Source organism: Thermomonas beijingensis, from assembly GCF_020034655.1.
Lineage (GTDB): Bacteria > Pseudomonadota > Gammaproteobacteria > Xanthomonadales > Xanthomonadaceae > Thermomonas > Thermomonas beijingensis.
In genome coordinates, this window is sequence record NZ_JAIQDJ010000001.1 from 916,860 (window position 1) to 940,886 (window position 24,027).

Sequence of the window (24,027 nt, forward strand, 5' to 3'; positions counted from 1 at the left end):
GTCTTTTGCGGTCGATCGGCACCCAGCCGGCAGCTGCAATGTGTGTCCAGATTTCTAACGGAGTGCGGGATGGCCAACGAAGAGGTCAATGTCGGCAGACGCCGATTCCTCACCGCGACGACTGCGGTGGTGGGTGCGGTGGGTGCCGGATTTGCGGCAGTGCCGTTCATCAAGTCGTGGAGCCCGAGTGCGCGTGCGCGCTTCGCGGGTGCACCTGTCACCCAGGACATCAGTGCGTTGGTCGAAGGCCAGCAGATGGTGATCAACTGGCGTGGTCAGCCGATCTACATCGCCAAGCGCAGCAAAGCGATGCTGGAGGTGATGAAGTCGCTGGATCCCACCTTGGCCGATCCCAATTCGACCAATGCCGACCAGCAACCCAAGTACGCACAAAACCCCACGCGTTCGATCAAGCCGGAAATTTCGGTGTTGGTGGGCGTGTGCACCCATTTGGGCTGCGCGCCGGAGTTCTTGCCGGAAGTGAAGCCCGAGCCGTTCGATCCGAATTGGAAGGGCGGCTATTTCTGCCCCTGCCACAAGTCGCGCTATGACCTTGCCGGGCGCGTGTTGAAGGCACAGCCGGCACCTGCCAACCTGCCGGTGCCGCCGTACCACTTCGAAAACGACAACACCTTGGTCATTGGTGTCGATCCGAAGGGAGCCGCGTAAGCCATGACGAACAAGATCGTGCAAACCGCCTGCAACGCCGCCAACGGCGTGATGGATTGGGTCAATGAGCGTGCGCCCGGCATGATGCCGGTGTATCGCAAGCACATGAGCGAGTATTACGCGCCGAAGAACTTCAATATCTGGTACATCTTCGGTGTGTTGTCGATGGTGGTGTTGGTCAACCAGATCGTCACCGGTATTTTCCTGACCATGCACTTCAAGCCCAGCGCGGCCGAAGCGTTTGGTTCGGTCGAGTACATCATGCGTGATGTCGATTGGGGCTGGCTGATTCGCTACATGCACAGCACCGGTGCATCGCTGTTCTTCATCGTCATCTACCTGCACATGTTCCGCGGGCTGATGTACGGCAGCTACAAGAAACCACGTGAACTGGTGTGGTTGCTGGGCATGGTGATCTATCTGGTGCTGATGGCAGAAGCCTTCATGGGCTACGTGTTGCCGTGGGGCCAGATGTCGTACTGGGGTGCCAAGGTGATTATCTCGCTATTCGGCGCGATCCCGGTCATCGGCGGCGGCCTGACCGAGTGGATCATGGGTGACTTCAATCCGGGCGATGCCACCTTGAACCGCTTCTTCGCGCTGCACGTGATTGCGATGCCGCTGGTGCTGCTGTTGCTGGTGGTGCTGCACATCTTCGCGCTGCATGAAGTGGGCTCCAACAACCCCGATGGCGTGGAAATCAAGAAGGGTCCGAAGGGCAACCGCTGGTCGCCTACCGCACCGGCAGACGGCATTCCGTTCCACCCGTATTTCACGGTCAAGGACACCTTCTATGTCGGTTGCTTCCTGATCATCGCGGCTTTCATCATCTTCTTTGCGCCCACTTTCGGTGGCTGGTTCCTCGAGCACGACAACTTCACCGAGGCCAACCCGCTGGTGACGCCGGCACACATCAAGCCGGTGTGGTACTTCACTCCGTACTACGCCATGTTGCGCGTGATTCCCTCGTTCTTCGGGATCAAGCTATGGGGCGTGTTGGTGATGTTTGGTGCCATCGTCATGCTGTTCCTGGTGCCGTGGCTGGACAAGTCTGCGGTCAAGTCCTATCGCTACCGTGGCCCACTGAGCTGGGTGATGCTGCTGATGTTCGCGTTCTGCTTCCTGTGGCTGGCCAAGATCGGTGCCGGCCCGGGTACGGATCCGGTTGAAGCCATCATTGGCCGCGTGTTGACCTTCCTTTATTTCGCTTTCTTCATCACCATGCCGGTCTGGTCCAAGCTGGACAAGACCAAGCCGGTGCCGGATCGGGTGACGATGCATGACTAAGAATTTCCTGTCCCGTGCGGCGGTGTTTGCTGCTGGCCTGTTGCTGTCCGTCACTGCCTTCGCCAATGAAGGCGGCAACCTGCAGCAGTCGGGTACCGACCTGACCGACAAAGCCTCGTTGCAACGTGGCTCCGCCGCTTTCATGAACTACTGCAGCGGTTGCCACTCGCTGAAATACATGCGTTATGCGCGTATTGGCGAAGATCTTGGCTTGACCGAAGACCAGGTGATGCAGAACCTGAATTTCAGTGGCGGCAAAATCGGTGACCACGTGATGGCGGCGATGCCGGCAGAGCTGGCCAAGTCGGCATTCGGCAAAGCACCACCGGATCTGTCGGTGATTGCCCGGGTGCGCGGTAGCGACTGGATCTACACCTACCTGAAATCGTTCTATCTGGACGAAAGCCGCCCGGTAGGCTGGAACAACACCCTGTTCCCGAACGCATCGATGCCCAACCCGTTATGGGAATTGCAGGGCGTGCAACAGCCGGTGTATGGCAAGAAGACCGCCACTGGCGACTTGCCGGTGGAAGGTTTCACCATCAGCCAGCCTGGCCGCCAGAATGCCCAGCAATTTGACCAGACCGTGCGTGACATCACCGCGTTCCTGGAGTACGTGGGTGAGCCAGCGGCGTTGAAGCGCCAGAATGTGGGGGTGTGGGCGATCTTGTTCTTGGTGTTCTTTGCCTTCATGGCATGGTTGTTGAAGCATGAATATTGGCGGGACGTTCACTGACGCGGCAACTACGGCACGGATGCCCGTCGCAGTGGAACGACGCTTGACTGCCGCCCGTATCGTGCGGGCGGCGCAGGTGCGTCCGGTAGTACTATCGGACGTGGGGAGTGGTTCTGATGATGGCTGTGAGTCCGCGCATGCGTAATGCCCTGACCCTGTTTTCTTCGGTGGATGATGTCCTTTGCCACCGCGTACGCTTGGTGCTGGCCGCCAAGGGTGTGACCTATGATCTGATCCCGGTCGATCCACAAAGCCCGCCCGAAGATCTGATCGATCTCAACCCGTACCACTCGGTGCCGACCTTGGTCGAGCGCGATCTGGTGCTGTATGCCGCCAGCGTGGTCAGCGAATACCTGGATGAGCGTTACCCGCATCCACCGCTAATGCCGGTAGAACCGCTGGCACGTGCGCGTTTGCGGTTAGCCATGCTGCGCATCGAGCACGATTGGGTGCCGCAGGTGCAGGCAATCCAGCTGGGCAACAAGCAACAGGCCGATGCAGGGCGCAAGCGTTTGAAGGAGCTGCTGGCGCAGTCATTGCCACTGTTCAAGGCCTACAAGTTCTTCCTCAATCCGGAAATGAGCTTGGCCGATTGTGCAATGGCCCCGATCATCTGGCGGCTGGAGGCCTTGGGTGTGCCGTTGCCCAAAGATGGCAAGGTCATCGAGGATTACGGCAATCGCATCTTCCGCAACCCCGGCTTTGTGCGCAGCTTGACTGAACAGGAAAAGAAGCTGCGCGAAGTGCCCTTGTAAGTTTGCGCTCCAATGTCCGAACTGCACCTGCCCGTCATGACCAGCCAACGCCCGTACCTCTTGCGGGCCATTTATGAATGGATTGCCGATAACGGCATGACTCCGCATGTGTTGGTCAATGCGCGCAGTGCTGGTGTGCGTGTGCCACCACATACGATCAAAGATGGCCAGGTGGTGCTCAATATTGCCGACCGCGCAGTGTCACGGCTGGAAATGGGGGATGACGCGATCCGGTTTTCCGCACGCTTCGGCGGGGTGAGCCAATCCGTAGTGGTTCCCCTGACCGCGATCATCGCCATCTATGCACGTGAAACAGGGCAAGGCATGGGCATGCCGGAAGAGCCGCATCTCGATACTGCACAGAACCCCGGCAGCAGCGAAGAAACGCCGCAACAGACATCAGCCGAGCAGGTGGACGATCCCCCGCACCCACAGCCCCCCAAACGCGGCAACCACCTGCGTATCATCAAGTAAGGGCACGCCATGCGTGCGATGGATGTTTGTGGGAGCGTGCCCTGCACGCGACAGGCTTGGGCGGGCCAACAGTCGCCCCTTTGGGGAGAGGCTGCTATCCCCCGTTCGGGATGCTGCGCACCACCGCCTGTGCCGCACGGCTGGGCCCACTGAATCCCACCAGCTTGTCGCCCAACAGCACGATCCGGCCAATATGCCGGTTTTCGCCATCTTCCGAATACTCGAAACGAAAGCTGCGCTCCAGCCCCAACCAGCCGTTGTCCTTGCGGCGTAAGCGCATGCCGATGGCGTGCACGGATTGATCCAGCCACTGTACCCCGGCGGCCTGGCAGGCGTCGTGGCCCACTTCGGTGGCACGTTCGGCAGCGGCGCGGGCGGCGGTGAAGAAGAAAAAACCGGCACCGCCAACAATCAGCAGGATGAGCAGGGTAGGCATCGGGTCAAGATGAGGGCGGTGGCCCCAGTTTCAATGAAAAGTCGATGGCGTGCAGATGCTTGGTCAATGCACCAATCGAAATGCAATCGACCCCGTCGTCGGCAATGCTGCGCAAGGTGGTGACATCCACCCCGCCGGAGACTTCCAGCGGGATATTGCCGAAATACGGTGCAGCTTTGGCAATGCGTACCGCTTCGCGGCGGGTGTCGGCATCGAAATCGTCAATCAGGATCCGCGTGCAGCCGGTTTGCAGAGCTTGCCGCAGCTCGCCCAGGGTTTCCACTTCCACAATCAGCGGCAGCGCCGGGTGCAAGCTGCGCGCACGCTGGATGGCGGCAGTCACCGATCCGAACGCACGGATATGGTTTTCCTTCAGCATCAGCGCATCAAACAGCGCCAGCCGGTGATTGACGCCGCCGCCAATGGCCACCGCGTATTTTTGTGCCACCCGCAGGCCGGGCAGGGTTTTGCGAGTGTCCAAAATCCGGGTGCCGGTACCGCGCACGGCATCCACATATTGCGCGGTGACGGTGGCAGTGCCCGACAGGGTTTGCAGGAAGTTGAGCGACGTGCGTTCGGCGCTGACCAAGGCGCGGCTGCGGCCGTGCAAAGTGGCGATGAGCGTGCCTTTGGCCAGACGCGCGCCTTCGGCGCAATGCCAATCAATGCGCACAGCGGGGTCGAGGGCGCGATGGGTGGCGTCAAACCACGGCTGTCCCGCCAGCACGCACGCTTCCTTGCACAGCAAATACGCCCGCTCAGGCCCATCGTCCAATAACGATGCGGTGGCATCGCCAGGGCCGATGTCCTCGGCCAGTGCCGCCGCGACATTGGCGGCAATGGCGTCTGCCAGCATCGCCGCATCCACACTCATGCGCCCGGAAAGCCTTCGGCTTGCGCGGTGGCCAAGCTGTCTTCGGCCAGTAACACGGGGATGCCATCGTCGATGCGGTACACCGTCTTGCGGTCGCGGGTGATCAACGCCTCGCGCAGGGCATCCGTTTGCGTCCCACCATCGCCACGCTTGAGTGTGCCCGTGGCGATCGCACGGTTCAGGCTGTCCAGCCCGGCGTTGTCCAGCAGTGCCAATGGCTGGCGGGTGGTGGGGCAGACAAGAATATCGAGCAACTTGCGATCCATCGGGCAGGCAACAAGGAACGGGGGCCGTTAGAATACGTCTTTAGCGACTGGGGATTGTGATGTCAGGTACCAATTCCGCCGCCCCGTTGGTCGGCATCGTCATGGGTTCGCGCTCCGATTGGGAGACCATGCAGCACGCCGCCTCGAAATTAGAGGCATTGGGTGTGCCGTTTGAGGTGCGCGTGGTATCAGCGCATCGCACCCCGGATGTGCTGTTTTCGTATGCCGAAACTGCCGCAGAGCGCGGCCTGCGCGCCATCATTGCCGGTGCCGGCGGGGCCGCGCATCTGCCAGGCATGCTGGCATCGAAAACCGCGCTGCCCGTGCTCGGTGTGCCGGTGCAAAGTAAAGCGCTGAACGGGATGGATTCGTTGCTGTCCATCGTGCAGATGCCGGCGGGTATCCCGGTGGCGACATTTGCCATTGGCAATGCCGGTGCCGCCAATGCCGCACTGTTTGCCGCCGCCATGCTGGCCCGTGAAGTGCCTGCGGTTGGCGCGGCACTGGTGGCATTTCGCACCAAGCAAACCAGCGATGTCATCGCCCACGACGACCCCCGCACATGAGCACGGTAGGCATTTTGGGCGGCGGCCAATTGGCACGCATGATGGCGCTGGCCGGCGCGCCATTGGGCCTGCGCTTTTTGGTGCTCGACACCGTGACGGATGCCTGCGCCGGGCAATTTGCGCCGATGGTGGTGGGCGATTACACCGATCCATCCGCACTGGCGCAGTTTGCGTCGCAGGTGGATGTGGCCACCTTCGACTTCGAAAACGTGCCGGCGCAGTCGGCGCAGTGGTTGACCGAGCGCGTGCCGGTATTCCCGGGCCCGCGTGCATTGGCGACCGCACAGGATCGCTTGGCCGAAAAAACGTTGTTCCGCGAATTGGGTATCCCGGTACCGCCGTTTGCCGCCATCGGCACCCTTGCCGAATTGCAAGCGGCAGTGCAGGGCATCGGCACCCCCTGCATCCTTAAAACCCGTCGATTGGGCTACGACGGCAAGGGTCAGTTCCGCATCAAAACCCCTGCCGATGTGGATGCAGCATGGGCCGCACTGGGCGCGCAGGCCGGTCACGTCGGGTTGATTTTGGAAGGCTTCGTGGCCTTCCAGCGCGAACTTTCGGTGGTCGCGGTGCGCGGGCGCGATGGCGAATTCCGCGCATGGCCATTGACTGAAAACTGGCATGTCGATGGTGTGCTGTCGGCCAGCTTGGCCCCGGCGCAGGTGGAAGATGCCTTGCGCGATACCGCGCTGGGGTATGCGCAGGCATTGGCGGAAGCACTCGATTACGTGGGTGTATTCGCGTTGGAGTTATTCTGTCGCGATGGTGAATTATTGGCCAACGAAATGGCCCCACGCGTGCACAATTCCGGCCATTGGACGATCGAGGGCAGCGAGACCAGCCAGTTCCAGAATCATCTGCGCGCCGTGCTGGGCCTGCCACTGGGCAGCACCCGCATGATCGGGACGGCGTGCATGCTCAACTGGCTGGGGCAGATGCCGGACGCAGGCGCAGTCTTGGCCGAAGCTGGCGGCCATTGGCACGACTACGGCAAACAGCCGCGCGCGGGTCGCAAGGTTGGGCACGCAACACTGCGTGCGGACTCCCGCAAGGAATTGGCCGACGCTTTGCAGCGTGTGGGCGAGGCGCTGGGCCTGCAGGGGCAAGTGGCGCCGGTGGTGCGGGCCTTGGAGAGCGCTGGCTGATCGCGCGCTGGTGCCCCGTCAGGTGATTCGCATAGCGGCATTTCGAGCCGCGAAGCGAACACCCGACGGTAGGAGTCATGGCTCAGGAGGCATCGCAAGGAAGTGGCATCGAAAAAAAAACGGCCGGATCACTCCGGCCGTTTTCGTATTGCACCTGTGTGCGAATTACTTCATCTGTGCTGCCACGAAATCCCAGTTCACCAAGCTCCAGAATGCTTCCACATACTTCGGGCGGGCATTGCGGTAGTCGATGTAGTAGGCGTGCTCCCACACATCGCAGGTCAGCAGCGGAGTGTCTTCGCCGGTCAACGGGGTGGCGGCATTGGGCGTGCTGACCAAGGCCAGGCTGCCATCGGTGCGCTGCACCAGCCAGGCCCAGCCCGAACCAAAGGTGGTGACGGCGGTTTTGGTGAATGCTTCCTTGAATGCGTCGAAGCTGCCAAATGCGGCATTGATGGCCTCGCCCAACTTGCCGCTGGGCGCGCCGCCGCCATTGGGCTTCAGGCAATTCCAATAAAAGCTGTGGTTCCACACCTGGGCGGCGTTGTTGAACATGCCACCTTGCGACTTCCGGATGATCTCTTCTAGCGAGGCGTGTTCAAACTCGGTGCCGGCAATCATGCCGTTGAGATTGGTGACATAGGCCTGATGATGCTTGCCGTAGTGGAAGTCGATGGTTTCGGCCGAGATATGCGGTTCAAGCGCGGTGCGGTCGTAGGGAAGGGCGGGCAGTTCGATAGCCACGATGGACTCCTGTCGGTGTGAAACGCGAATGCGGCCTGGGCGGCGCGCGACGAATTACAATAAGCAATTGTATCTGCCCGGCGCGTTGTTGCACCGTGAAGCGCGCAGGCCACACTGTTGCAGGAGTTTGTTCAATGTCATCCGTGGAAGAGCGCATCCGTGCCGAGATCGAAGGGCATCCTATCGTGTTGTTCATGAAGGGCACCGTGCAGTACCCGATGTGCGGCTTCTCCAGCCGCGCCGTGCAGGCGCTGCAGGCGGCGGGTGCCGATCATTTGCACACCGTGAACGTGCTGGATGAGCCGGAAATTCGCGCCAATTTGCCGCGTTATTCCGATTGGCCCACCTTCCCGCAATTGTTCATTCACGGCGAGCTGATTGGCGGCTGCGACATCACCGTGGAGTTGGCCGAATCCGGCGAGCTGGCGCGGCTGGTGGCTGACGCGCAGAAGGCATGAGCATGCAGCCGGTGTTGCAAGATCGAACCGTGCTGATCACGGGTGCTGCCGGTGGCTTGGGTTCGGCGGCGGCGGTGGCCTGTGCGCAGGCCGGCGCAACCGTCATCCTGCTGGGGCGCAAAGTGGCAGCGCTCAACCGCGTGTATGACGCGGTCAAGGCGGAGGGGCCAGAGCCGATCTTGTATCCCCTGGATTTGGAGGGCGCAGCACCGGACGATTACGACCAGCTGGCGCAGGCCATCGACGACGAATTCGGCAAACTCGATGGCCTGTTGCACTGCGCAGCAGAATTCAAAGGACTGACCCCGCTGGCGCATACCGATCCGGCAGATTTTGCGCGTGCGGTGCATGTCGATTTGACCGCACGTTGGTGGTTGACCCAAGCCTGCTTGCCATTATTGGCAAAGTCTGACGCCGCTGCCGTGGTGTGTGTGCTGGATGATCCCGCACGCAGCAGTGGCGCGTTCTGGGGTGGCTATGGCATCGCCCAGGCCGGGCAGGCCGCGATGATTGCGATGTTGCAAGCCGAGCTGGGCGAACACGGCCCGCGCATCAGCGGTTATTGCCCCGGCCCGATGCGCACCCAGTTGCGTGGCAAGGCGTATCAGGCCAATAACGACTTGAACGCGCGCGCGGCCGCAGACTATGCCCAGGCCTGCGTGACGCTGCTGTCATCCGAAGCTGCGGGGTGGCGTGGCAAGATCCAGTACGCCGGACCTGAGTCAAGCGCATGACGATTACTGCAGCCGCCTTGTTGTTGTTCTTCATCCTCGACCCGCTGGGCAATATCCCGGTGTTCCTGAGTTTGCTGAAAGAACTGCCACCGCAGCGGCAGCGCAAGGTACTGGTGCGGGAATTGCTGATTGCGCTGGGCGTGCTGATGCTGTTCCTGTGGGGCGGTCAATACGCACTTGAATTGATGCATTTGAAGCAAGAGTCGGTATCGATTGCCGGCGGTATCGTGTTGTTCCTGATCGGCCTGCGCATGATTTTCCCCACCGCCGAAGGGGTGATGGGCGATGTCCCCGGTGGCGAGCCGTTTATCGTGCCACTGGCTATTCCGATGATCGCAGGTCCCTCGGGGATGGCCGCCGTGATGCTGCTGGGCAGTCAGCAGCCGGATCGCATGGGTGACTGGATGCTGGCGCTGACCCTGGCTTGGGGTGCCACAGCGGTGATCCTGTTCTGCGCCACATGGCTGAAAAAGTGGTTGGGCATGCGCGCCCTCACCGCGCTGGAACGGTTGATGGGGATGGTGATCGTGGCCATTTCCGTACAGATGTTGCTGGATGGCATCAGCAGCTATTTGCACCCAGTAACCTGAATGGCAACAAGGACTTGGCGCAGTGCGAAGGCGGTCACGGGATGGTCATCGCAGCGTCATCTGGCGCGGTTACCGTGTTAAACTTTGGTGATCCCGTTCGCTGGGGTATGGCAGCGGGAACCCCACATAAAGCGCCGACAACCGTTGCAGAGCGGGCTTGTTGGCTATCGCCATCGCAAGCCCGTCACTATATTCATTCATAAAGAGGTCATCTCATGAAGCATCCGAACCACGCGCGTCTGTCCAAACTGGCGCTGGGTCTGGTCGTTGCCCTTGCTGCAGCTCCCGTGTTCGCCCAGAGCACCTCCGCCGGTGTTGGTGGTCAAGTCACCGGGAACAATGGACAGCCAGTGGCTGGCGCCGAGGTCACCATCACCCATGTCGAATCGGGCACCGTCAGTCGCGTCACCACCGATGCCAGCGGCCGCTACAACGCCCGTGGTTTGCGCGTGGGTGGTCCGTACACCATCGTCATTACCAAGTCGGGTGATGGCAGCAAGACGCAGGACAATGTGTATCTGGGCCTGAATCAGGTCAACACTATCAATGCCGAACTGAATACCAATGTCACCAACTTGGATAGCGTGCAGGTAGTGGGTGTCTCGGGTGGATCTGAAATATTCAGCGCCACCAAGATGGGTTCGGGCACGAATATCGACCGCACCACCATCGAGGCGCTGCCCTCGATCGGTGGCAACATCCAGGACTTCATGCGCTTGGACCCTCGCGTGGCTTTCGTCAGCCGCGCCGAAGGCACGATTTCTGCGGGTGGTCAGAATCCGCGATACAACGCCATTTCGATTGACGGCGTATCGGCCAGTGATACGTTTGGCCTGGAAGGCAACAACATGCCGACGCGTCGCCAGCCGGTGTCGATGGAAGCCATCGAAGCGATCGACATCAAATTGTCTGGCTACGACGTCAGCTCGCCCTCGGCATCCGGCGCCACCGTCAACGCGGTGACCAAATCGGGCACCAATGATTTCCACGGCTCGTTGTATGGCACCTATCGTGACAATGGCTGGTTCGGCAAGAATCCGTTGGGCCAGAAGTTTGCGGGTTTCGACAGTGAAAGCACCTATGGCTTCACGCTGGGTGGCCCGATCGTGAAGGACAAGCTGTTCTTCTTTGCCAATTACGAAAAATTTGAACAGAAGGCCCCGGGTACGGATCTTTCCACTACCGCCCTCGGCAAGACTGGGCATGTCATTCAAGATGCCGATATCCAGCGCGCACAGAGTATTGCGCAGGGGTTTGGTATTAACGCCGGTGGCCTAAGCAGCAATGCGAATACCGACCTTGAAGAGTATGCGCTGAAGTTGGACTGGAACATCAATGACAACCACCGCGCCAGCCTGCGCTACAGCAAGTTGGAGCAGAACAAGTTGCGTGTACAGGGCATGAGCAGCAGCGGTGTCTCGCTGAGCTCGTACTGGTATACCCACCAGAAATCAGTGGAAAGCTGGGTCGGACAGGTGTTCAGTGATTGGACTGAAAATTTCAGTACTGAATTCAAGGTGTCCTACCGTGATTACTCGGCTTTGCGTGTTACCGACAGCACAGCTCCTAGCATCCGCATCTATTTTGGTGGCACCGAAGCCAACCCGAGTGGCGATTCGATCTATCTGGGTACCGAAGCCAATACCCAAGGCAACTCGCTGATTACCAAGACCTGGGATTATTACGGGTCGGGTGCGTTGACGATGGGTGATCACAACCTGAAGTTTGGCGTCAACTATAGCGACAATCAGGTTTACAACTATTTCGGCGCCAATTCCTGGGGCACTTATACCTTCTGGGGCCTGAACAATTTTGCTGCCGGCAAATACAGCAGCTACAACTACAGTGCAGAAACTGCGCCGGGTTCGATTGCCGTGAATTACCACAGCAAGAACCTTGGTTTGTTCGTGCAGGATACTTGGTATGTCAACAGCAACCTGACCCTGACCTTCGGCCTGCGTGGTGACAAACCAACCGCAACTCCTGCACCGGCTTACAATCAGGCGGCGTCGACCTACTTTGGCTACGACAACAGCAAGGTGTTCGGTGGCGGTTTCCTGATCCAGCCGCGCTTCGGCTTCAACTACACCTTCGACAGCGACCGCCAGATGCAGTTGCGCGGCGGTGTGGGTCTGTTCCAGGGCGATGCGCCGCAGGTGTGGATTGGCAATAGTTTCAACACCACCGGTTTCAACTACACCTCTTACAACTTCACCAGTTACAACGCACTGTTCCCGTTCAACCCGGATGGCTTGCATCAAACGGTGCCGCCGGGTGGCGGCAGCGCAGGTGCACAGAACGTCAACTTTGTTGGCAATGATTTCAAATTGCCGTCCATCTGGAAGGCAAACCTGGCGTTCGATACCGAAACCGGTTGGATGGATACCGTGTTCTCGGCAGAGTTGATGGTCACCAAGGTCAACCACGGCTTGTTCTACAAGAGCTTGGGTATCGGCAAGATCAATACCCCGGGCGAAGATCCGGCCTATGCCTATCTGGGCCCGGATGGTCGTGAGCTGTATTGGAACCCCACCAAGACCGGCAAGGCGTGGGCATCTGGCGATGCACGCTATGGCCGCAATACTGCCTATAACAACGTATTCTTGATCGACAATACCGACAAGGGCGGCACGCAACAGTTGACGGTCAGCCTGAGCAAGCCGTGGAGCCGCAACAGCGATTGGTATTGGAATATCGGCTACACCTATACCCATGCGACTGAAGTTGGCCCGTTGACCAGCTCCACCGCCAGTTCGGGCTGGGGCTACCAGTACGGCTTCAATGCCAACGAAGATGTGGCCACTACCGCGCGCTACCAGATCAAGGACCGTTTCAGCGGCAGTTTGAACTGGAAGCACAAGTTCTTTGGCGATTACGAGACCCGTGCAGGTTTGGTCTACGAAGGTCGTAGCGGCCGTCCGTTCAGCTACGTCTATGTCAATGACGCCAACGGCGACACGCGTACCGCAAACGACCTGTTCTACGTACCGAAGGGTCAGGGGGATGTGCTGTTCGGAAACCTGACCAGTGCTGGTGTATTCACTGCCGATGCCGCGATGGAAACAGCGTTTTTTGATTGGCTCAGCAGCAACAAGGATCTGAACAAGATTCGCGGTTCCGTGGCGGGCAACAATGCCTTCCGTGCCGGTTGGGTCAATACGTTTGACCTGCGCCTATCGCAAGAATTGCCGGGCTTCTTCAAGGGCCACAAGTCGGAAGTCTGGGTGGACATCCAGAACGTTGGCAACCTGCTCAACAAGAAGTGGGGCAACATCATGGACTACGGTTTCTTCGCTGATGCCCGCGTAGCCACCCTGCAGGGTATTTACAACGGCAAGTACGTGTACAACTTCCGCAATGCGGATACACCCACCGTTGCCAACGGCGATGCCGACGGCTTCGATCAGGGCATCTCGCAGTGGTCGGTGCAGGTGGGCTTCAAGTACAAATTCTGATCTTCAGCACCATTGCGGTACCAAACGCCCGGGGAAACCCGGGCGTTTGCGTTTGCACGCATTCTCTTCGAATCCCCGCTGGTCGTGCGTCAAGGTGCAGGCATCGTTGCAAGATTCTTGCCCGCTGATTGCGCATCATGAAGTCATGGCCTGCATTTGTTGCAAGATTGCTCGGATGGCGATTCGCCAAGAACATCCTTGACCCGAAACACCCCCCGCCTCGGTTAGACTGCAAGTATGAATACGACTATCGATACGCCGCAATCGGCGGCCAGCCAATCCACCTCCACCCTTCCCACCATCAGCACCCACATCTACCCAAAAGGTGCGCTTGATGTGCTTTCGCGCGAGGAAGTCGCGCGCTTGCGTGATGCCTCCGCGGGTGGCCTGCACGACCTGCTGCGCCGCTGCGCGCTGGCGGTACTCACCTCAGGCAGTGCGTCCGACGACCCGCGCGCGGCGGCAGAGCTGTACCCTGAATTCGATATCGAAGTGGGGCAACAGGATCGCGGTGTGCGCATTGAATTGAAGCATGCACCTGCGATGGCGTTTGTGGATGGGCAGATCATTGCCGGTGTCGCCGAGTTGCTGTTTGCGGTAGTGCGTGATTTGGCATTCACCGCGATCGACCTCAATGGCGATACCGAGTTGGAGACTTCGAACGGCATCACCGATGCGGTATTTCGCTTGCTGCGCAATGCGCGCGTGCTGCACCCGGCTGACCCGAACCTGGTGGTGTGTTGGGGCGGGCATTCGATCGGGCAGGATGAGTACAAATACACCAAGCAGGTGGGCTATGAATTGGGTCTGCGCGGCTTGGATATCTGCACCGGTTGCGGCCCGGGGGCGATGAAAGGGCCGATGAAAGGCGCCACCATTGCGCATGCCAAGCAACGTCGCCGGCGTACCCGCTATATCGGCATCACCGAGCCGGGGATCATCGCGGCCGAATCGCCCAACCCCATCGTCAATCATCTGGTGATCATGCCGGATATTGAGAAGCGGCTGGAGAGCTTCGTGCGCTTGGGCCACGGCATCATCGTGTTTCCCGGTGGCGTGGGGACTTGCGAGGAAATTCTGTACTTGCTGGGAATTTTGCTGCGTGAAGAGAATTCACACCTACGCTTTCCGTTCATTCTTACCGGCCCAACGGCCGCAGCGCCGTACTTCGAACAAATCGACAAATTCATCCGCCTGACCTTGGGAGATGAAGCCGCGAACTTGTACCAGATCATCGTGGCCGACCCTGCCAAGGTGGCGAAGACGATGGACAGCGGCATCCTCAAGGTGAAGGAGCAGCGTATCGCGCAGCGTGATTCATTCTTCTTCAATTGGGCGTTGCATGTGCCGTTGGATTTGCAACAACCCTTCGTGCCCACCCACGAGCTGATGGCGGGGCTGGACCTGCACCACGGCCGCAAACCGCACGAATTGGCGGCCGACCTGCGCCGTGCGTTCTCCGGCATCGTCGCCGGCAACGTGAAGGAAGACGGCATGCGCCGGATCGAGGCGCATGGCCCATTCGAGATCCATGGCGATCCAGACATCATGCAGGCGCTGGATGCGCTGTTGCGCGCATTCGTGCAGCAGCGACGCATGAAGATTTCGGGTGACTACAAGCCCTGTTACAAGGTGGTGGGGTAACCGGTTGATTCAACCGGATTGCATCTCGATGCAATCCACTGGGCAGGCCGGGATGCACAGCGCGCATCCCGTGCACAGGTCATCCAGTACGGTGTGCATGAATTTGGCGCCGCCCACAATCGCATCCACCGGACAGGCTTGGATGCATTTGGTGCAGCCGATGCAGTCGGCCTCGATGATGAGCGCCAATTCGCCGGGCCTGTGTTCGCCGCGACTACGGTCGTAGGGCTTGGCATCCACACCCAGGAGTTTTGCGAGTGCGCGTGCACCGGCATCGCCGCCCGGCGGGCAGTGGTCGATGTCCGCTTCGCCACGTGCCATCGCCTGTGCATACGGGCGGCAACCCTCAAAGCCGCACTGTCCGCACTGGGTTTGCGGTAGCAGGCGGTCGAGACGTTCGATCAGGCTGGCGGCGTTGGGCGAGGTCATAAGCGTGAAGATAGCAAGTGCCGTGGTGGCGTATCTGCTGCCGCGAAGTCAAGGAGGAGATGCCGGCATAGTGCCGGCATCGGGGGCCATGAGCGGAAGTAGATACGCCACCACGGCGCGTGAGATGCGCAATATCAGCGCACCGGCATACCCGGTTGTGCGCCGGTATCGGCATCCAGCAGTGCCAATGCGCCACCATCAAATCCGGCCGACAGAATCATGCCCTCGCTGATGCCAAAGCGCATTTTGCGTGGGGCTAAGTTGGCGATGAACACCACGCTGCGGCCGATGAGTTTTTCCGGCTCGCCATAACTGGTGCGAATGCCCGAGAAAATCTGCCGCTGGCCGAGTGTGCCGGCATCCAATACAAAGCGCAGCAACTTGTCCGAGCCATCCACGAAGCCGCATTCCAGCACTTTGCCAATACGCAAATCGAGCTTGGCGAAGTCGTCGATACCGATGCAGGCAGTCGTATCCGTGGGTACAGCGGTCTTGGCAGGTTGCGGCGCAGACTTGATTTCAGCTGGTGTTGCGCGGGGGGCTGGCGTGGCGAGTGTGTCCTTTGAAGCGTTCACCATCGCGGCAATCTGCTTCGGGTCGATACGGGTAAACAACGCCATGTAGGGCTGGATTGAACATCCCAGCAACGGCTCGACCACATCGTCCCAATGCGTGATCGGGGCAGCCAGGAAAGCTTCGGCTTGCGCTACCGTGCCCGGCAGCACCGGCTTCAAGGCCGCAGCCAACACCCGGAACAGGTTCAAGCCTTGCGTGCAGACTGCCTGTAACTGCGCATCAGCACCGTCTTGCTTGGCCAGCACCCACGGCTTCTGATCGTCGATGTATTTGTTCGCTTCATCGGCCAGTGCCATGGTCAGCCGCAGTGCGCTGGCGGCTTCGTTGCGTTCATACGCATCGCGCACAGCCGTCAGCGCCTCCACGAAGCGCGTGTACTGTGCGGTGTCAGGCAGGCTCACGGCCAGTTGGCCATTGAAACGTTTTTCGATAAAGCCGGCGCAGCGGCTGGCCAGATTCACGAACTTGCCCACCACGTCGCTGTTCACCCGCGCCACAAAATCGGCAAGGTTCAAATCCACGTCGTCCACCCCGCCCGAGGTTTTGCCGGCGAAGTAATAGCGCAGCGCTTCAGGGTCCAGGCCTGCATCCAAGTAAGTGCGCGCCATGATGAAGGTGCCACGTGACTTGCTCATCTTCGCGCCATCCACCGTGAGGTAGCCGTTGACGTGCAAACGCGTGGGCGCGCGGTGGCCACTGCCGTGCAGCACCGCCGGCCAGAACAGGCCGTGGAAATTGACGATGTCCTTGCCGATGAAGTGGTGCAGCTCGGCCTGCGAATTAGTTTGCAGGTAGCTGTCGTAAGCAATCCCGGTTTGGGCGCAATAGTTGCTGAAGCTGGATAGATAGCCAATGGGCGCATCCAGCCAGACATAGAAATACTTGCCGGGTGCACCGGGGATTTCAAAACCGAAGTAGGGCGCATCGCGCGAGATATCCCACGCACGCAGGCCGCCTTCGGCATCCAGCCATTCCATCAGTTTGGCTTTGACTCCCGGCAGCGCGGTGTCGCCGGCTAGCCACTCGCGCAAGAAGGCTTCGAAGCGACCGACTTCAAAAAAATAATGCTCGGAATCACGTATTTCCGGTGTGGCCCCGGAGACCGCCGACCTGGGGTCGATCAAATCCGTGGGGCCATAGGCCGCCCCACAAACTTCGCAATTGTCACCGTACTGGTCGGGCGATTTGCAGTTTGGGCAAGTGCCCTTGACGTAGCGATCAGGCAAGAACATGCCTTTGGCCGGGTCATAAAACTGCGCCACGCTGCGTTGGCTGATGTGGCCTGCGGCAAGCAGCTTTGCGTAAATCTGCTGGGTGATCTCGCGATTGGTCTGCGAATGGGTGGAGTCGTAGTGGTCGAAGGCCACGCCAAATGCGGCAAAGTCGCGCTCATGGCTGTCTTTGATGCGGGCGATGAAGTCCTCGGGGCTCACCCCGGCTTTTTCGGCTGCCAGCATGATGGGCGTGCCGTGAGTGTCATCGGCGCAGACGTAATGCACGCTGTCGCCTCGCATACGCCGTGCGCGCACCCAGATATCGGCCTGGATGTAACCCACCAGGTGCCCAAGGTGTAGCGGGCCATTGGCATAGGGCAGGGCGTTGGTGACAAGTGCAGTACGCGACATCGGGGGGTCTATCAGGAAACGGGGTTTCGATTATCGCACGCAAGCGCGTTGCCCCTGCACGCAAAACCCCGGGCAAGCCGGGGTTTTGCGTCACACCGAACCTCAATGCAGTCAGTCCGCGCGTACCCAAGTGGCCGTGCGGCAAATGAAAGCCACGCAGCCTTTCACCTCCAGTTTCTTGCCACCATCGATCAGTTTGATCGACTTGGCATTGAAATTACGGTCTTCAGACGGCTTATAGCCCTTGCCGTCGCCCCATGTGCCGTCTTTTTGCGCCTTCAGATTCCACAAGGTGACGATGCCTACATAGGGCTTGCCTTTGTACTGCCCACTGCATTCATCGCAAGTGGCTGGCATGCCTAGGTTTTCGGTGATCTTGGCAGCCAGTGTCCCGTTCTTGGCCTCGTAGACTTCTGAAATTGTCATGGCCTTGCCGGATTTGTCGTCCAGTGTCTTCCACTTGCCAACCGGCGAGGTGGCATGTTGTTGCGCCGAAGCTGCGAATGCGAAGGATGCCAACAGTGTTGCCAAAATGATCTTGCGCATGGATGTCCCCTCCCAGGGATGAGCAAGAGCGCGGCGCGCTCCTAATTGGCGTTATACCCCATTCGTAGGGGTATGGGGATCTGCCGGGATTGCCTGGCCAGTCGGGATTGAGCTGGCTTGGGGCTAAACTTGCGGGTTCGGATCATGCGGAAGAGGCAGGTGAATAACGTGGTTGATCGCAAGGATGAGATGGCAGGTGCGTTTGATCCGCGGCCTATCTATCAGGCAGCCGTAGAGGCCTTGAACCGAGGGGATTGGCGGCAAGCAGCCGAACTGGCGCACAGGTTGTTGCAGCATTTGCCCGGGCATGCCGGGGTGCAGTTCGTTGCGGGTGTGGCAGCGATGAATCTGCAGCAGATGCCTCAGGCCATGCAGCATTTGCAGCAGGCGGTACGGCTGAATCCCGCACGTGCCGACTATGCCGCGCAATTGGCCAAGCTGTTGTCGGACGGGCGTATGTTGCGAGAAGCACTGACGGTTGCTGATGCTGCGGTCAACGCCGGTCCAACCGATGCGATGACCGCCGATACCCTTGGCGTGGTGTACACGCGCGGCAACGAGCACACCAAGGCCGTAGCAATGTTTGAACGTGCGGTTGCGCTGTTCCCGCAGCAGGCCGCGTTTCGCTTCAATCTGGCAACCTCGCTGACGTTTGCCGGCCGACTGGAGGATGCCGAGCGCGAATATGAAGCCTGCTTGAGCCGGCAGCCACACTACTGGAAGGCCCATTTGGCCTTGGCGAAATTGCGCAAATCCGGACCGGACAACAATCACCTGAGTAGGTTGCAAACCCTGCTCGCCAGTTGTCCCGAAGCAGATAACGAAGCGCGCATGTATTTGAATTTGGCACTGTCGGCCGAGTTGGAAGACTTGCGTGATGACGCGGCCGCGTTCAACCACCTGGTCGCCGGAAAGCAGGCCGGCGGAGTGGGCCGAAAAGGCAGTCGCGCCCGCGATGCCGCTCTTTTTGCGGCTGTACGTGAAGCCTTTCCAGAGTCGATTGCAGACAGCGCCATCGGGAGTGACAACGCGGAGCCGATTTTCATCGTGGGCATGCCACGCAGTGGTACCACCTTGATGGATCGCATCCTGTCCAGCCACTCGCAGGTGCATTCGGCAGGGGAGTTGCAGAACTTCGGTGTCGTCCTCAAACGTGCATCGGGCAGCATCACGCCGGAGTTGATCGACGTGGACTGCATCCAGCGGGCGCGGCATTTGCCTTGGCAAAAAGTGGGCGATGCCTATGTGGCCAGCACCCGTCCTGGCACCGCCAGCAAACCACGGTTCACGGATAAATTGCCGCACAATTTCTTGTATTTGGGGCATATCGCGCAAGCCTTGCCGAAGGCGCGCATCCTCTGCATGCGGCGCAACCCGATGGACACTTGCCTGGGCAACTTCCGCCAGTTGTTCGCACAAAGTACGCCGTATTACGACTACTCGTTTGATCTGCTGGATACTGGCGCTTATTACCTGCAATTTGATGCACTGCTGCGGCACTGGCAGCAGGTGATGCCCGGACGGATTCTGGAAGTGCACTACGAGGACTTGGTGGACGCACCAGAGGCCACCATGCGTATGGCGCTGGCGCATTGCGGTCTGCCGTGGGAAGACGCGTGCTTGCAGTTTCAAGACAACACCGCCCCCGTGGCCACCGCCAGTGCGGTGCAAGTGCGCGAGCCGCTGCATCGCGGTGCAATGCAACGTTGGAAACGTTTCGAACCACAACTTCAGCCATTGCGTGAATTGTTGGAGCAAGGCGGTATCGAAATTTGAAGTAACAATAAAAAAAACCCCGCCATAGGCGGGGTTTTTGGTAACACATGGACTTGGGCGATTACTTGCCCTTGCCGAAGCTCCACTTGGCTTCCAGATAGTACGCACGGCCCAGCACGTCGAAATTGCTGCTGTTGTACGGCGCACCAGTGTTGCCCGCGTAACCGCTGACATCCATGGTCGGCATGCGGTTGGCCAAGTTATTGACCAGGAACGACAACTTGAAGTCCTCGGTGACGGCAAAGTTCACGCTGCCATTGAGGGTGGTGTACGAGCCCAGCTTGGCGGCACCGTAGTTGTTGTAGCCATCGATCGGCTTGCCCCACTTGTCCACGGTACCCAGCTTATTCAGCGAAGCGCGGTAGTTCGGGGTCTGGCCGATGTAGTTGGCATACAGCGTGGTGGTCCAGCGATCCTTGTTCCAGCCCAACGACGCACTGGCTTTGATCTTGGGATCGGTGCTGTAGTACGGGTCGTTCAGTGCATCAGCAATCGGGTCGGTTGGGTACTGCTGGAACTCATGCTTGAGATTGCGGGTCCACGAACCACCCATGTTCAAGGTGCCGTAAGCGCCCAGATCCTGGCGATAGTTGGCGTCCAAGGTCACCGCATTCAAGGTTTCCTTGGCAACGTTGACTTTCTGGATGCTGATTTTCTGAATTACGCCCGTGGGGCCACGCACGACTTGCGACAGCGCAGCCACACAAGTGCCGGAGCTGGCCGGCAACTTGCCCAGACGGCAGTCGGCCTCATCACGCATCAGCTGATCCACGTTCTGGGTTGCGACTTCATCGCGGATATCCCAGTGGTGATAGTCGGCACTGAACGAGAGCTTGGCGGTGGGTGCCCACACCACACCGTAGCTCCACACCTTGGCATTGATGGGTTTCAGGTTGACGTTGCCGGACTGCTCGCCTTTGTACTGAGCATTGGAGAACGTGGTCGGGCAGCTGACGATATTGCCCGGGTCGAAGCCCAGCTTGGCGCAGTTGTAGTAGTCCACCGTGGTGCTATAAAAGCCACTTTGGCCTTGGAACTGGTCAGCCAAGGTTGGTGCCTTGAATGCAGTGCCGTACTTGCCGCGGAACAGCAAGGATTCAAACGGACGGAACTCCATACCCAGTGCATAGGTGGGCTTGTCGATGGTCTTGCCGGCCGCGCGGAACGCGTCATAACGGGCAGATGCGGTGACCGTCAGCGGTTCCCACAGCGGCAGGCGCAATTCGCTGGTGACCGCATAACGGGTACGGCTGCCATTCCCGCTGACTGCGGTGGTGCCCCAAATCTTGCCGTTCAGCAGCAACGGATCCGGATCATAGCGCCAGCCTTGGCTGCCGGCTTCCACTGCCAACGCGAAGCCCGCGTCACCGCCGGGCAGCGAGAACAGCGATCCATTGGTCAGCTGCGCGCGCAGCATGTTGTCATAGGTGCGGCTACGCGAATTGGTTTGGCCCATGAAGCTGTAGAAATCGGTGGGCGACAACAATTTGTAGAACGCGGCGTAGTCCGGGGTGAATACCGGATAGGCGTTGTAGTAGGGATCCCAACCCTGTTGTGGGCCCAACACATGATCCTGGAAGTATTTATCGATCGGGTCGCCCAAACGAGCCAGGTCGGTTTCGGTGAGCTTGTACTCGGTACGGGTAAAGCCGACGTCGTAATCCCAGTTCGAGCCTTCGCCCAAGGTGCCGTTGACACCCAAGGTGACCGCATACGACGAGCTGACATTGCGGCCCATGGTCTGTTTCCAATCACCCATGTCTTCCGGGGTGAAGGCACGTTGCAGGTTCAGCAAGTCGTCCAGGTTCGGGTCATAAAAATAACCCCATTTCAGGCTGGTGCCCCACCAGGTGTAGTTGGAGCCGATGTGGTACTTGACCTTTTCGTGGCTCAACAGCACGTCAGCATACAACTGTGCATTGTCATTGAAGTCGTAGGTGGAGTGCGCATAGAACTGCACGCTTTCCTTGCCGTTCTTCAAGGTGCGATAGCCGGGGGTGGACATCGAGCCGCAGTACTTGGCATCGCCAAAGCCCGGGCGCGTCTGCAAGCCTGCCGTACCACCGAAACCAGCCGTCACATTGGCGCAGTTGGCGGGGTCAAGGAACTTGTAGCTGGTGAACGGGCTGTACACCAGCCAATCGCGGCTGGCCAGCGCCGGTGAAGCAACGCGGTCGTAGGTCTTGGTTGCGTTATTGGCAACCCAAGTGGTGCCTTGGGTATTGAAATGGCTGGTCAAGTCGCGGTCTGCAGACCACACCGGATCGGTGATTTCCGCCTGCAAGCCGAGCAGGGTGTTCCAGCGGTTGTCGGCGTTGTGCAGGCTGGTAGCGGCGCTGAAACGACCGCTGCGGCCACCACCCTCGGCGTAACCCCCCAAACGGGTGCTGATCACGCTGCCTTCCATGTTCTTCTTGAGGATGATGTTGACCACACCGGCAATGGCGTCCGAGCCATACAGTGAGGACTGGCCACCGGGCAGGATTTCAATGCGCTCGACCAACTCCACCGGAATACCGCTGATGTTGTTGAACACGTCCGAACCGTTGTACAGCGCCGGATAGTTGGCCATCGGGCGGCCGTCGATCAGGTATTTGACATAGCTGGCGGACAGACCAAACAGGCTCAAGGTTTCGGCACCCTGGGTGAACGAAGCCGAGCTCTGGTTGTTCTGCACGCCACCGGTGGCGAAGCTGCTCTTCTGCAACACTTCCGCCACGTTGCTGAAGCCGCGGGCTTGAATGTCCTCGGCCGAAATGATGGTGACCGGAACGAAGGTTTCGACTTGGGTCTGCGGGATCAGCGAACCGGTCACGGTGACCTTGTCCAGATTCTTCGCCTTTTCGTCGGACTTCTGCTGGGTGTCGGTCTTGGTGGCAGCTTGGTCTTGCGCATAGGCAGCGACCGGCAGCATCAAGGCTGCGGCAAGCGCCAGCGTCAGCTGGCTGCGAACAATGGTATTGCGGTGGCGAAGAGCCATGGGAATTCCTTCTTTTTGGAAACGGTTAAACAGAACCAACTGAGGTGATCGATGAGACACCGGAACCAGCCGGGCCCGAAGGGTAACATTCATTTAACATGCTTTGCCTGAATACGTAATACTTGCGTGCCGTATGGTGGGGCTTTTGTTAAATTGTGTGGCTGCGAATGCACCGTAGGCGTCAAGCTGTTTTGACGGCAGCTTTGGGGATATTCGAGAGCAGGTGCTGGGCAATGTCCATTTCACGAACGTAAATGGAACATGAATGGCAAACTCGGGGACTCGGCTAACATTGTCGTTCCATTAACCGAGGCCATCGGCCCATGTCACGTTTGCCCTCCCATGCCGTCCAAGGTGAACTTAAGCCGTTGGCCAATGCGCACAACATCATTGCCGTGGGCTCAGGCAAAGGCGGCGTAGGTAAATCCACGACGGCAGTGAATTTGGCATTGGCACTGGCGGCGGAAGGCCTGAAGGTTGGTGTGCTGGATGCCGATGTGTATGGCCCCAGCATTCCCACCATGTTGGGTTTGTCTGGAAAGCCGGACAGTCCGGATGGCAAGAGCATCCTGCCGATGCGGGCCTACGGGATCGAAGCGATGTCGATTGGCCTGCTGGTGGGCGACGATACGCCGATGATCTGGCGTGGGCCAATGGCTACCCAGGCGCTGACCCAATTGCTGCGGGATACCTGCTGGAGCGATCTGGATGTGTTGATCGTGGATCTGCCACCCGGGACGGGCGATATTCAATTGACCATGGCGCAAAAGATCCCGGTGGCCGGTGCGGTGGTGGTGACCACACCGCAGGAAGTGGCCACCATGGATGCGCGCAAAGCATTGAAAATGTTTGAAAAAGTGGAAATTCCTGTGCTTGGTTTGGTGGAAAACATGGCGGTGCATGTGTGCAGTCAGTGCGGCCATGCCGAACACATCTTTGGCAGTGGCGGGGCACAGTGGATGTCGCAACAGTACGACGTGCCGGTATTGGGCTCGCTGCCGCTGCAACGCTCGATTCGTGAGCAGGGCGATGCAGGTAAACCCATCGTGGCCGCGCAGCCGGACTCCGCCGCAGCGCAGGCCTATCGGATGACCGCACGTGCCTTGCTGGCGCGCTTGGCGCAACGGCCGAAGGTACGAACCGGGATTGCTGCGGCGCTGCTGGGGGCAGGCTGAATAGCAGCGGTTTGGTGATGTTGCAGACTGCTATTTCCGTGTGCTATTTTCTTCTCATCTGCCGTCTGACGGCGTTGCGATGGTGGG

The 24,027-nt window shown here is 59.4% G+C and carries 22 protein-coding genes; 14 read left to right on the plus strand and 8 right to left on the minus strand.

The genetic code is table 11. The annotated features are described in order from the left end of the window. The first annotated feature begins 69 nt into the window (after positions 1-69). The 5 genes from petA (at position 70) to K7B09_RS04285 (ending at position 3,921) form a co-directional block, all read left to right on the plus strand. Positions 70-669 carry a ubiquinol-cytochrome c reductase iron-sulfur subunit gene (gene petA / locus K7B09_RS04265; protein ID WP_223627117.1) on the plus strand — a complete coding sequence of 200 codons (600 nt, stop codon included), beginning with the start codon at positions 70-72 and terminating at the stop codon, positions 667-669. A gap of 3 nt (positions 670-672) precedes the next feature. Then, positions 673-1,956 carry a cytochrome b gene (locus tag K7B09_RS04270; RefSeq protein WP_223627119.1) on the plus strand — a complete coding sequence of 428 codons (1,284 nt, stop codon included), beginning with the start codon at positions 673-675 and terminating at the stop codon, positions 1,954-1,956. Beyond that, positions 1,949-2,692 (plus strand): cytochrome c1, encoded by a 744-nt coding sequence (locus K7B09_RS04275; protein WP_223627121.1) that lies wholly within the window; start codon positions 1,949-1,951, stop codon positions 2,690-2,692. The genes K7B09_RS04270 and K7B09_RS04275 overlap by 8 nt, the downstream gene beginning before the upstream one ends. 119 nt (positions 2,693-2,811) lie before the next feature. Next, on the plus strand, positions 2,812-3,447 hold the full coding sequence (locus tag K7B09_RS04280) for a glutathione S-transferase N-terminal domain-containing protein (protein WP_223627737.1): 636 nt from the start codon (positions 2,812-2,814) through the stop codon (positions 3,445-3,447). 12 nt (positions 3,448-3,459) lie between these two features. Next, positions 3,460-3,921: a ClpXP protease specificity-enhancing factor gene (locus tag K7B09_RS04285; protein WP_317851747.1), complete on the plus strand. Its 462-nt coding sequence runs from the start codon at positions 3,460-3,462 to the stop codon at positions 3,919-3,921. Positions 3,922-4,015: 94 nt separating this feature from the next. Here K7B09_RS04285 and K7B09_RS04290 read toward each other — a convergent pair whose 3' ends face one another. Genes K7B09_RS04290 through K7B09_RS04300 form a run of 3 tightly spaced genes read right to left on the minus strand, consistent with a single transcriptional unit; the run spans position 4,016 to position 5,497 of the window. Further along, positions 4,016-4,357, minus strand: a complete 342-nt coding sequence (locus tag K7B09_RS04290; protein ID WP_223627124.1) for a DUF3301 domain-containing protein — start codon at positions 4,355-4,357, stop codon at positions 4,016-4,018. Between the two features lie 4 nt (positions 4,358-4,361). Beyond that, positions 4,362-5,231, minus strand: a complete 870-nt coding sequence (gene nadC, locus K7B09_RS04295) for a carboxylating nicotinate-nucleotide diphosphorylase (RefSeq protein ID WP_223627126.1) — start codon at positions 5,229-5,231, stop codon at positions 4,362-4,364. Next, positions 5,228-5,497, minus strand: a complete 270-nt coding sequence (locus K7B09_RS04300) for a Trm112 family protein (protein ID WP_223627129.1) — start codon at positions 5,495-5,497, stop codon at positions 5,228-5,230. The genes nadC and K7B09_RS04300 overlap by 4 nt, the downstream gene beginning before the upstream one ends. Positions 5,498-5,556: 59 nt before the next feature. Between K7B09_RS04300 and purE the strand changes: the two genes are divergently transcribed. Together purE and K7B09_RS04310 are read left to right on the plus strand one after the other, a co-directional pair. After that, positions 5,557-6,063: a 5-(carboxyamino)imidazole ribonucleotide mutase gene (gene purE, locus K7B09_RS04305; RefSeq protein ID WP_223627131.1), complete on the plus strand. Its 507-nt coding sequence runs from the start codon at positions 5,557-5,559 to the stop codon at positions 6,061-6,063. Further along, positions 6,060-7,208: a 5-(carboxyamino)imidazole ribonucleotide synthase gene (locus tag K7B09_RS04310; RefSeq protein WP_223627134.1), complete on the plus strand. Its 1,149-nt coding sequence runs from the start codon at positions 6,060-6,062 to the stop codon at positions 7,206-7,208. The genes purE and K7B09_RS04310 overlap by 4 nt, the downstream gene beginning before the upstream one ends. Before the next feature lie 165 nt (positions 7,209-7,373). Here the strand turns inward: K7B09_RS04310 and K7B09_RS04315 are convergent, their stop codons facing one another. Continuing rightward, positions 7,374-7,952, minus strand: a complete 579-nt coding sequence (locus tag K7B09_RS04315) for a superoxide dismutase (RefSeq protein ID WP_223627136.1) — start codon at positions 7,950-7,952, stop codon at positions 7,374-7,376. A 134-nt stretch (positions 7,953-8,086) separates the two neighbouring features. Here K7B09_RS04315 and grxD point away from each other — a divergent pair, with 134 nt between their 5' ends. The 5 genes from grxD to ppnN all read left to right on the plus strand — a co-directional run bounded on the left by grxD (position 8,087) and on the right by ppnN (position 14,833). After that, on the plus strand, positions 8,087-8,410 hold the full coding sequence (gene grxD, locus K7B09_RS04320) for a Grx4 family monothiol glutaredoxin (protein ID WP_223627138.1): 324 nt from the start codon (positions 8,087-8,089) through the stop codon (positions 8,408-8,410). Further along, positions 8,407-9,144 carry an SDR family NAD(P)-dependent oxidoreductase gene (locus K7B09_RS04325; protein ID WP_223627140.1) on the plus strand — a complete coding sequence of 246 codons (738 nt, stop codon included), beginning with the start codon at positions 8,407-8,409 and terminating at the stop codon, positions 9,142-9,144. The genes grxD and K7B09_RS04325 overlap by 4 nt, the downstream gene beginning before the upstream one ends. After that, on the plus strand, positions 9,141-9,734 hold the full coding sequence (locus tag K7B09_RS04330; protein ID WP_223627142.1) for a YhgN family NAAT transporter: 594 nt from the start codon (positions 9,141-9,143) through the stop codon (positions 9,732-9,734). Before K7B09_RS04325 ends, K7B09_RS04330 begins: the two co-directional genes overlap by 4 nt. A gap of 215 nt (positions 9,735-9,949) precedes the next feature. Continuing rightward, entirely contained in the window at positions 9,950-13,189 is a 3,240-nt protein-coding gene (locus K7B09_RS04335) for an outer membrane beta-barrel protein (RefSeq protein WP_223627144.1), read from the plus strand. Between the two features lie 300 nt (positions 13,190-13,489). Next, entirely contained in the window at positions 13,490-14,833 is a 1,344-nt protein-coding gene (ppnN, locus tag K7B09_RS04340; RefSeq protein WP_223627739.1) for a nucleotide 5'-monophosphate nucleosidase PpnN, read from the plus strand. Positions 14,834-14,842: 9 nt separating this feature from the next. On the opposite strand, the gene rnfB is transcribed toward ppnN, so the two are convergent. From rnfB to K7B09_RS04355, 3 genes are all read right to left on the minus strand, one after another. After that, positions 14,843-15,274, minus strand: coding sequence for an Rnf electron transport complex subunit RnfB (rnfB, locus tag K7B09_RS04345; RefSeq protein WP_288968432.1), 432 nt, complete (start codon positions 15,272-15,274; stop codon positions 14,843-14,845). A 122-nt stretch (positions 15,275-15,396) separates the two neighbouring features. Next, positions 15,397-17,463: a methionine--tRNA ligase gene (gene metG / locus K7B09_RS04350; RefSeq protein ID WP_223627149.1), complete on the minus strand. Its 2,067-nt coding sequence runs from the start codon at positions 17,461-17,463 to the stop codon at positions 15,397-15,399. Positions 17,464-17,574: 111 nt separating this feature from the next. After that, on the minus strand, positions 17,575-18,009 hold the full coding sequence (locus K7B09_RS04355; RefSeq protein WP_223627150.1) for a DUF2147 domain-containing protein: 435 nt from the start codon (positions 18,007-18,009) through the stop codon (positions 17,575-17,577). Between the two features lie 159 nt (positions 18,010-18,168). On the opposite strand from K7B09_RS04355, the gene K7B09_RS04360 reads away from it, so the two are divergent. After that, positions 18,169-19,785 carry a tetratricopeptide repeat-containing sulfotransferase family protein gene (locus K7B09_RS04360; protein WP_223627153.1) on the plus strand — a complete coding sequence of 539 codons (1,617 nt, stop codon included), beginning with the start codon at positions 18,169-18,171 and terminating at the stop codon, positions 19,783-19,785. Between the two features lie 61 nt (positions 19,786-19,846). Here K7B09_RS04360 and K7B09_RS04365 read toward each other — a convergent pair whose 3' ends face one another. Then, the gene (locus K7B09_RS04365; protein WP_223627156.1) at positions 19,847-22,765 is read right to left on the minus strand and encodes a TonB-dependent receptor plug domain-containing protein; all 2,919 of its coding nucleotides are present in this window, start codon (positions 22,763-22,765) and stop codon (positions 19,847-19,849) included. A 323-nt stretch (positions 22,766-23,088) separates the two neighbouring features. Between K7B09_RS04365 and apbC the strand changes: the two genes are divergently transcribed. Beyond that, positions 23,089-23,940, plus strand: a complete 852-nt coding sequence (gene apbC, locus K7B09_RS04370; protein ID WP_223627159.1) for an iron-sulfur cluster carrier protein ApbC — start codon at positions 23,089-23,091, stop codon at positions 23,938-23,940. Positions 23,941-24,027: the final 87 nt, after the last annotated feature.

What these genes read in the sequence shown, in the direction of transcription:
- K7B09_RS04330 (WP_223627142.1), top strand. Translation starts at nt 9,141, where the DNA reads ATGACGATTACTGCAGCCGCCTTGTTGTTGTTCTTCATCCTCGACCCG.
- K7B09_RS04355 (WP_223627150.1), bottom strand. Translation starts at nt 18,009, where the DNA reads ATGCGCAAGATCATTTTGGCAACACTGTTGGCATCCTTCGCATTCGCA.
- K7B09_RS04275 (WP_223627121.1), top strand. Translation starts at nt 1,949, where the DNA reads ATGACTAAGAATTTCCTGTCCCGTGCGGCGGTGTTTGCTGCTGGCCTG.
- K7B09_RS04325 (WP_223627140.1), top strand. Translation starts at nt 8,407, where the DNA reads ATGAGCATGCAGCCGGTGTTGCAAGATCGAACCGTGCTGATCACGGGT.
- K7B09_RS04290 (WP_223627124.1), bottom strand. Translation starts at nt 4,357, where the DNA reads ATGCCTACCCTGCTCATCCTGCTGATTGTTGGCGGTGCCGGTTTTTTC.
- nadC (WP_223627126.1), bottom strand. Translation starts at nt 5,231, where the DNA reads ATGAGTGTGGATGCGGCGATGCTGGCAGACGCCATTGCCGCCAATGTC.
- K7B09_RS04335 (WP_223627144.1), top strand. Translation starts at nt 9,950, where the DNA reads ATGAAGCATCCGAACCACGCGCGTCTGTCCAAACTGGCGCTGGGTCTG.
- purE (WP_223627131.1), top strand. Translation starts at nt 5,557, where the DNA reads ATGTCAGGTACCAATTCCGCCGCCCCGTTGGTCGGCATCGTCATGGGT.
- petA (WP_223627117.1), top strand. Translation starts at nt 70, where the DNA reads ATGGCCAACGAAGAGGTCAATGTCGGCAGACGCCGATTCCTCACCGCG.
- K7B09_RS04280 (WP_223627737.1), top strand. Translation starts at nt 2,812, where the DNA reads ATGGCTGTGAGTCCGCGCATGCGTAATGCCCTGACCCTGTTTTCTTCG.
- apbC (WP_223627159.1), top strand. Translation starts at nt 23,089, where the DNA reads ATGTCACGTTTGCCCTCCCATGCCGTCCAAGGTGAACTTAAGCCGTTG.
- grxD (WP_223627138.1), top strand. Translation starts at nt 8,087, where the DNA reads ATGTCATCCGTGGAAGAGCGCATCCGTGCCGAGATCGAAGGGCATCCT.
- metG (WP_223627149.1), bottom strand. Translation starts at nt 17,463, where the DNA reads ATGTCGCGTACTGCACTTGTCACCAACGCCCTGCCCTATGCCAATGGC.
- K7B09_RS04300 (WP_223627129.1), bottom strand. Translation starts at nt 5,497, where the DNA reads ATGGATCGCAAGTTGCTCGATATTCTTGTCTGCCCCACCACCCGCCAG.
- K7B09_RS04310 (WP_223627134.1), top strand. Translation starts at nt 6,060, where the DNA reads ATGAGCACGGTAGGCATTTTGGGCGGCGGCCAATTGGCACGCATGATG.
- K7B09_RS04270 (WP_223627119.1), top strand. Translation starts at nt 673, where the DNA reads ATGACGAACAAGATCGTGCAAACCGCCTGCAACGCCGCCAACGGCGTG.
- K7B09_RS04285 (WP_317851747.1), top strand. Translation starts at nt 3,460, where the DNA reads ATGTCCGAACTGCACCTGCCCGTCATGACCAGCCAACGCCCGTACCTC.
- K7B09_RS04365 (WP_223627156.1), bottom strand. Translation starts at nt 22,765, where the DNA reads ATGGCTCTTCGCCACCGCAATACCATTGTTCGCAGCCAGCTGACGCTG.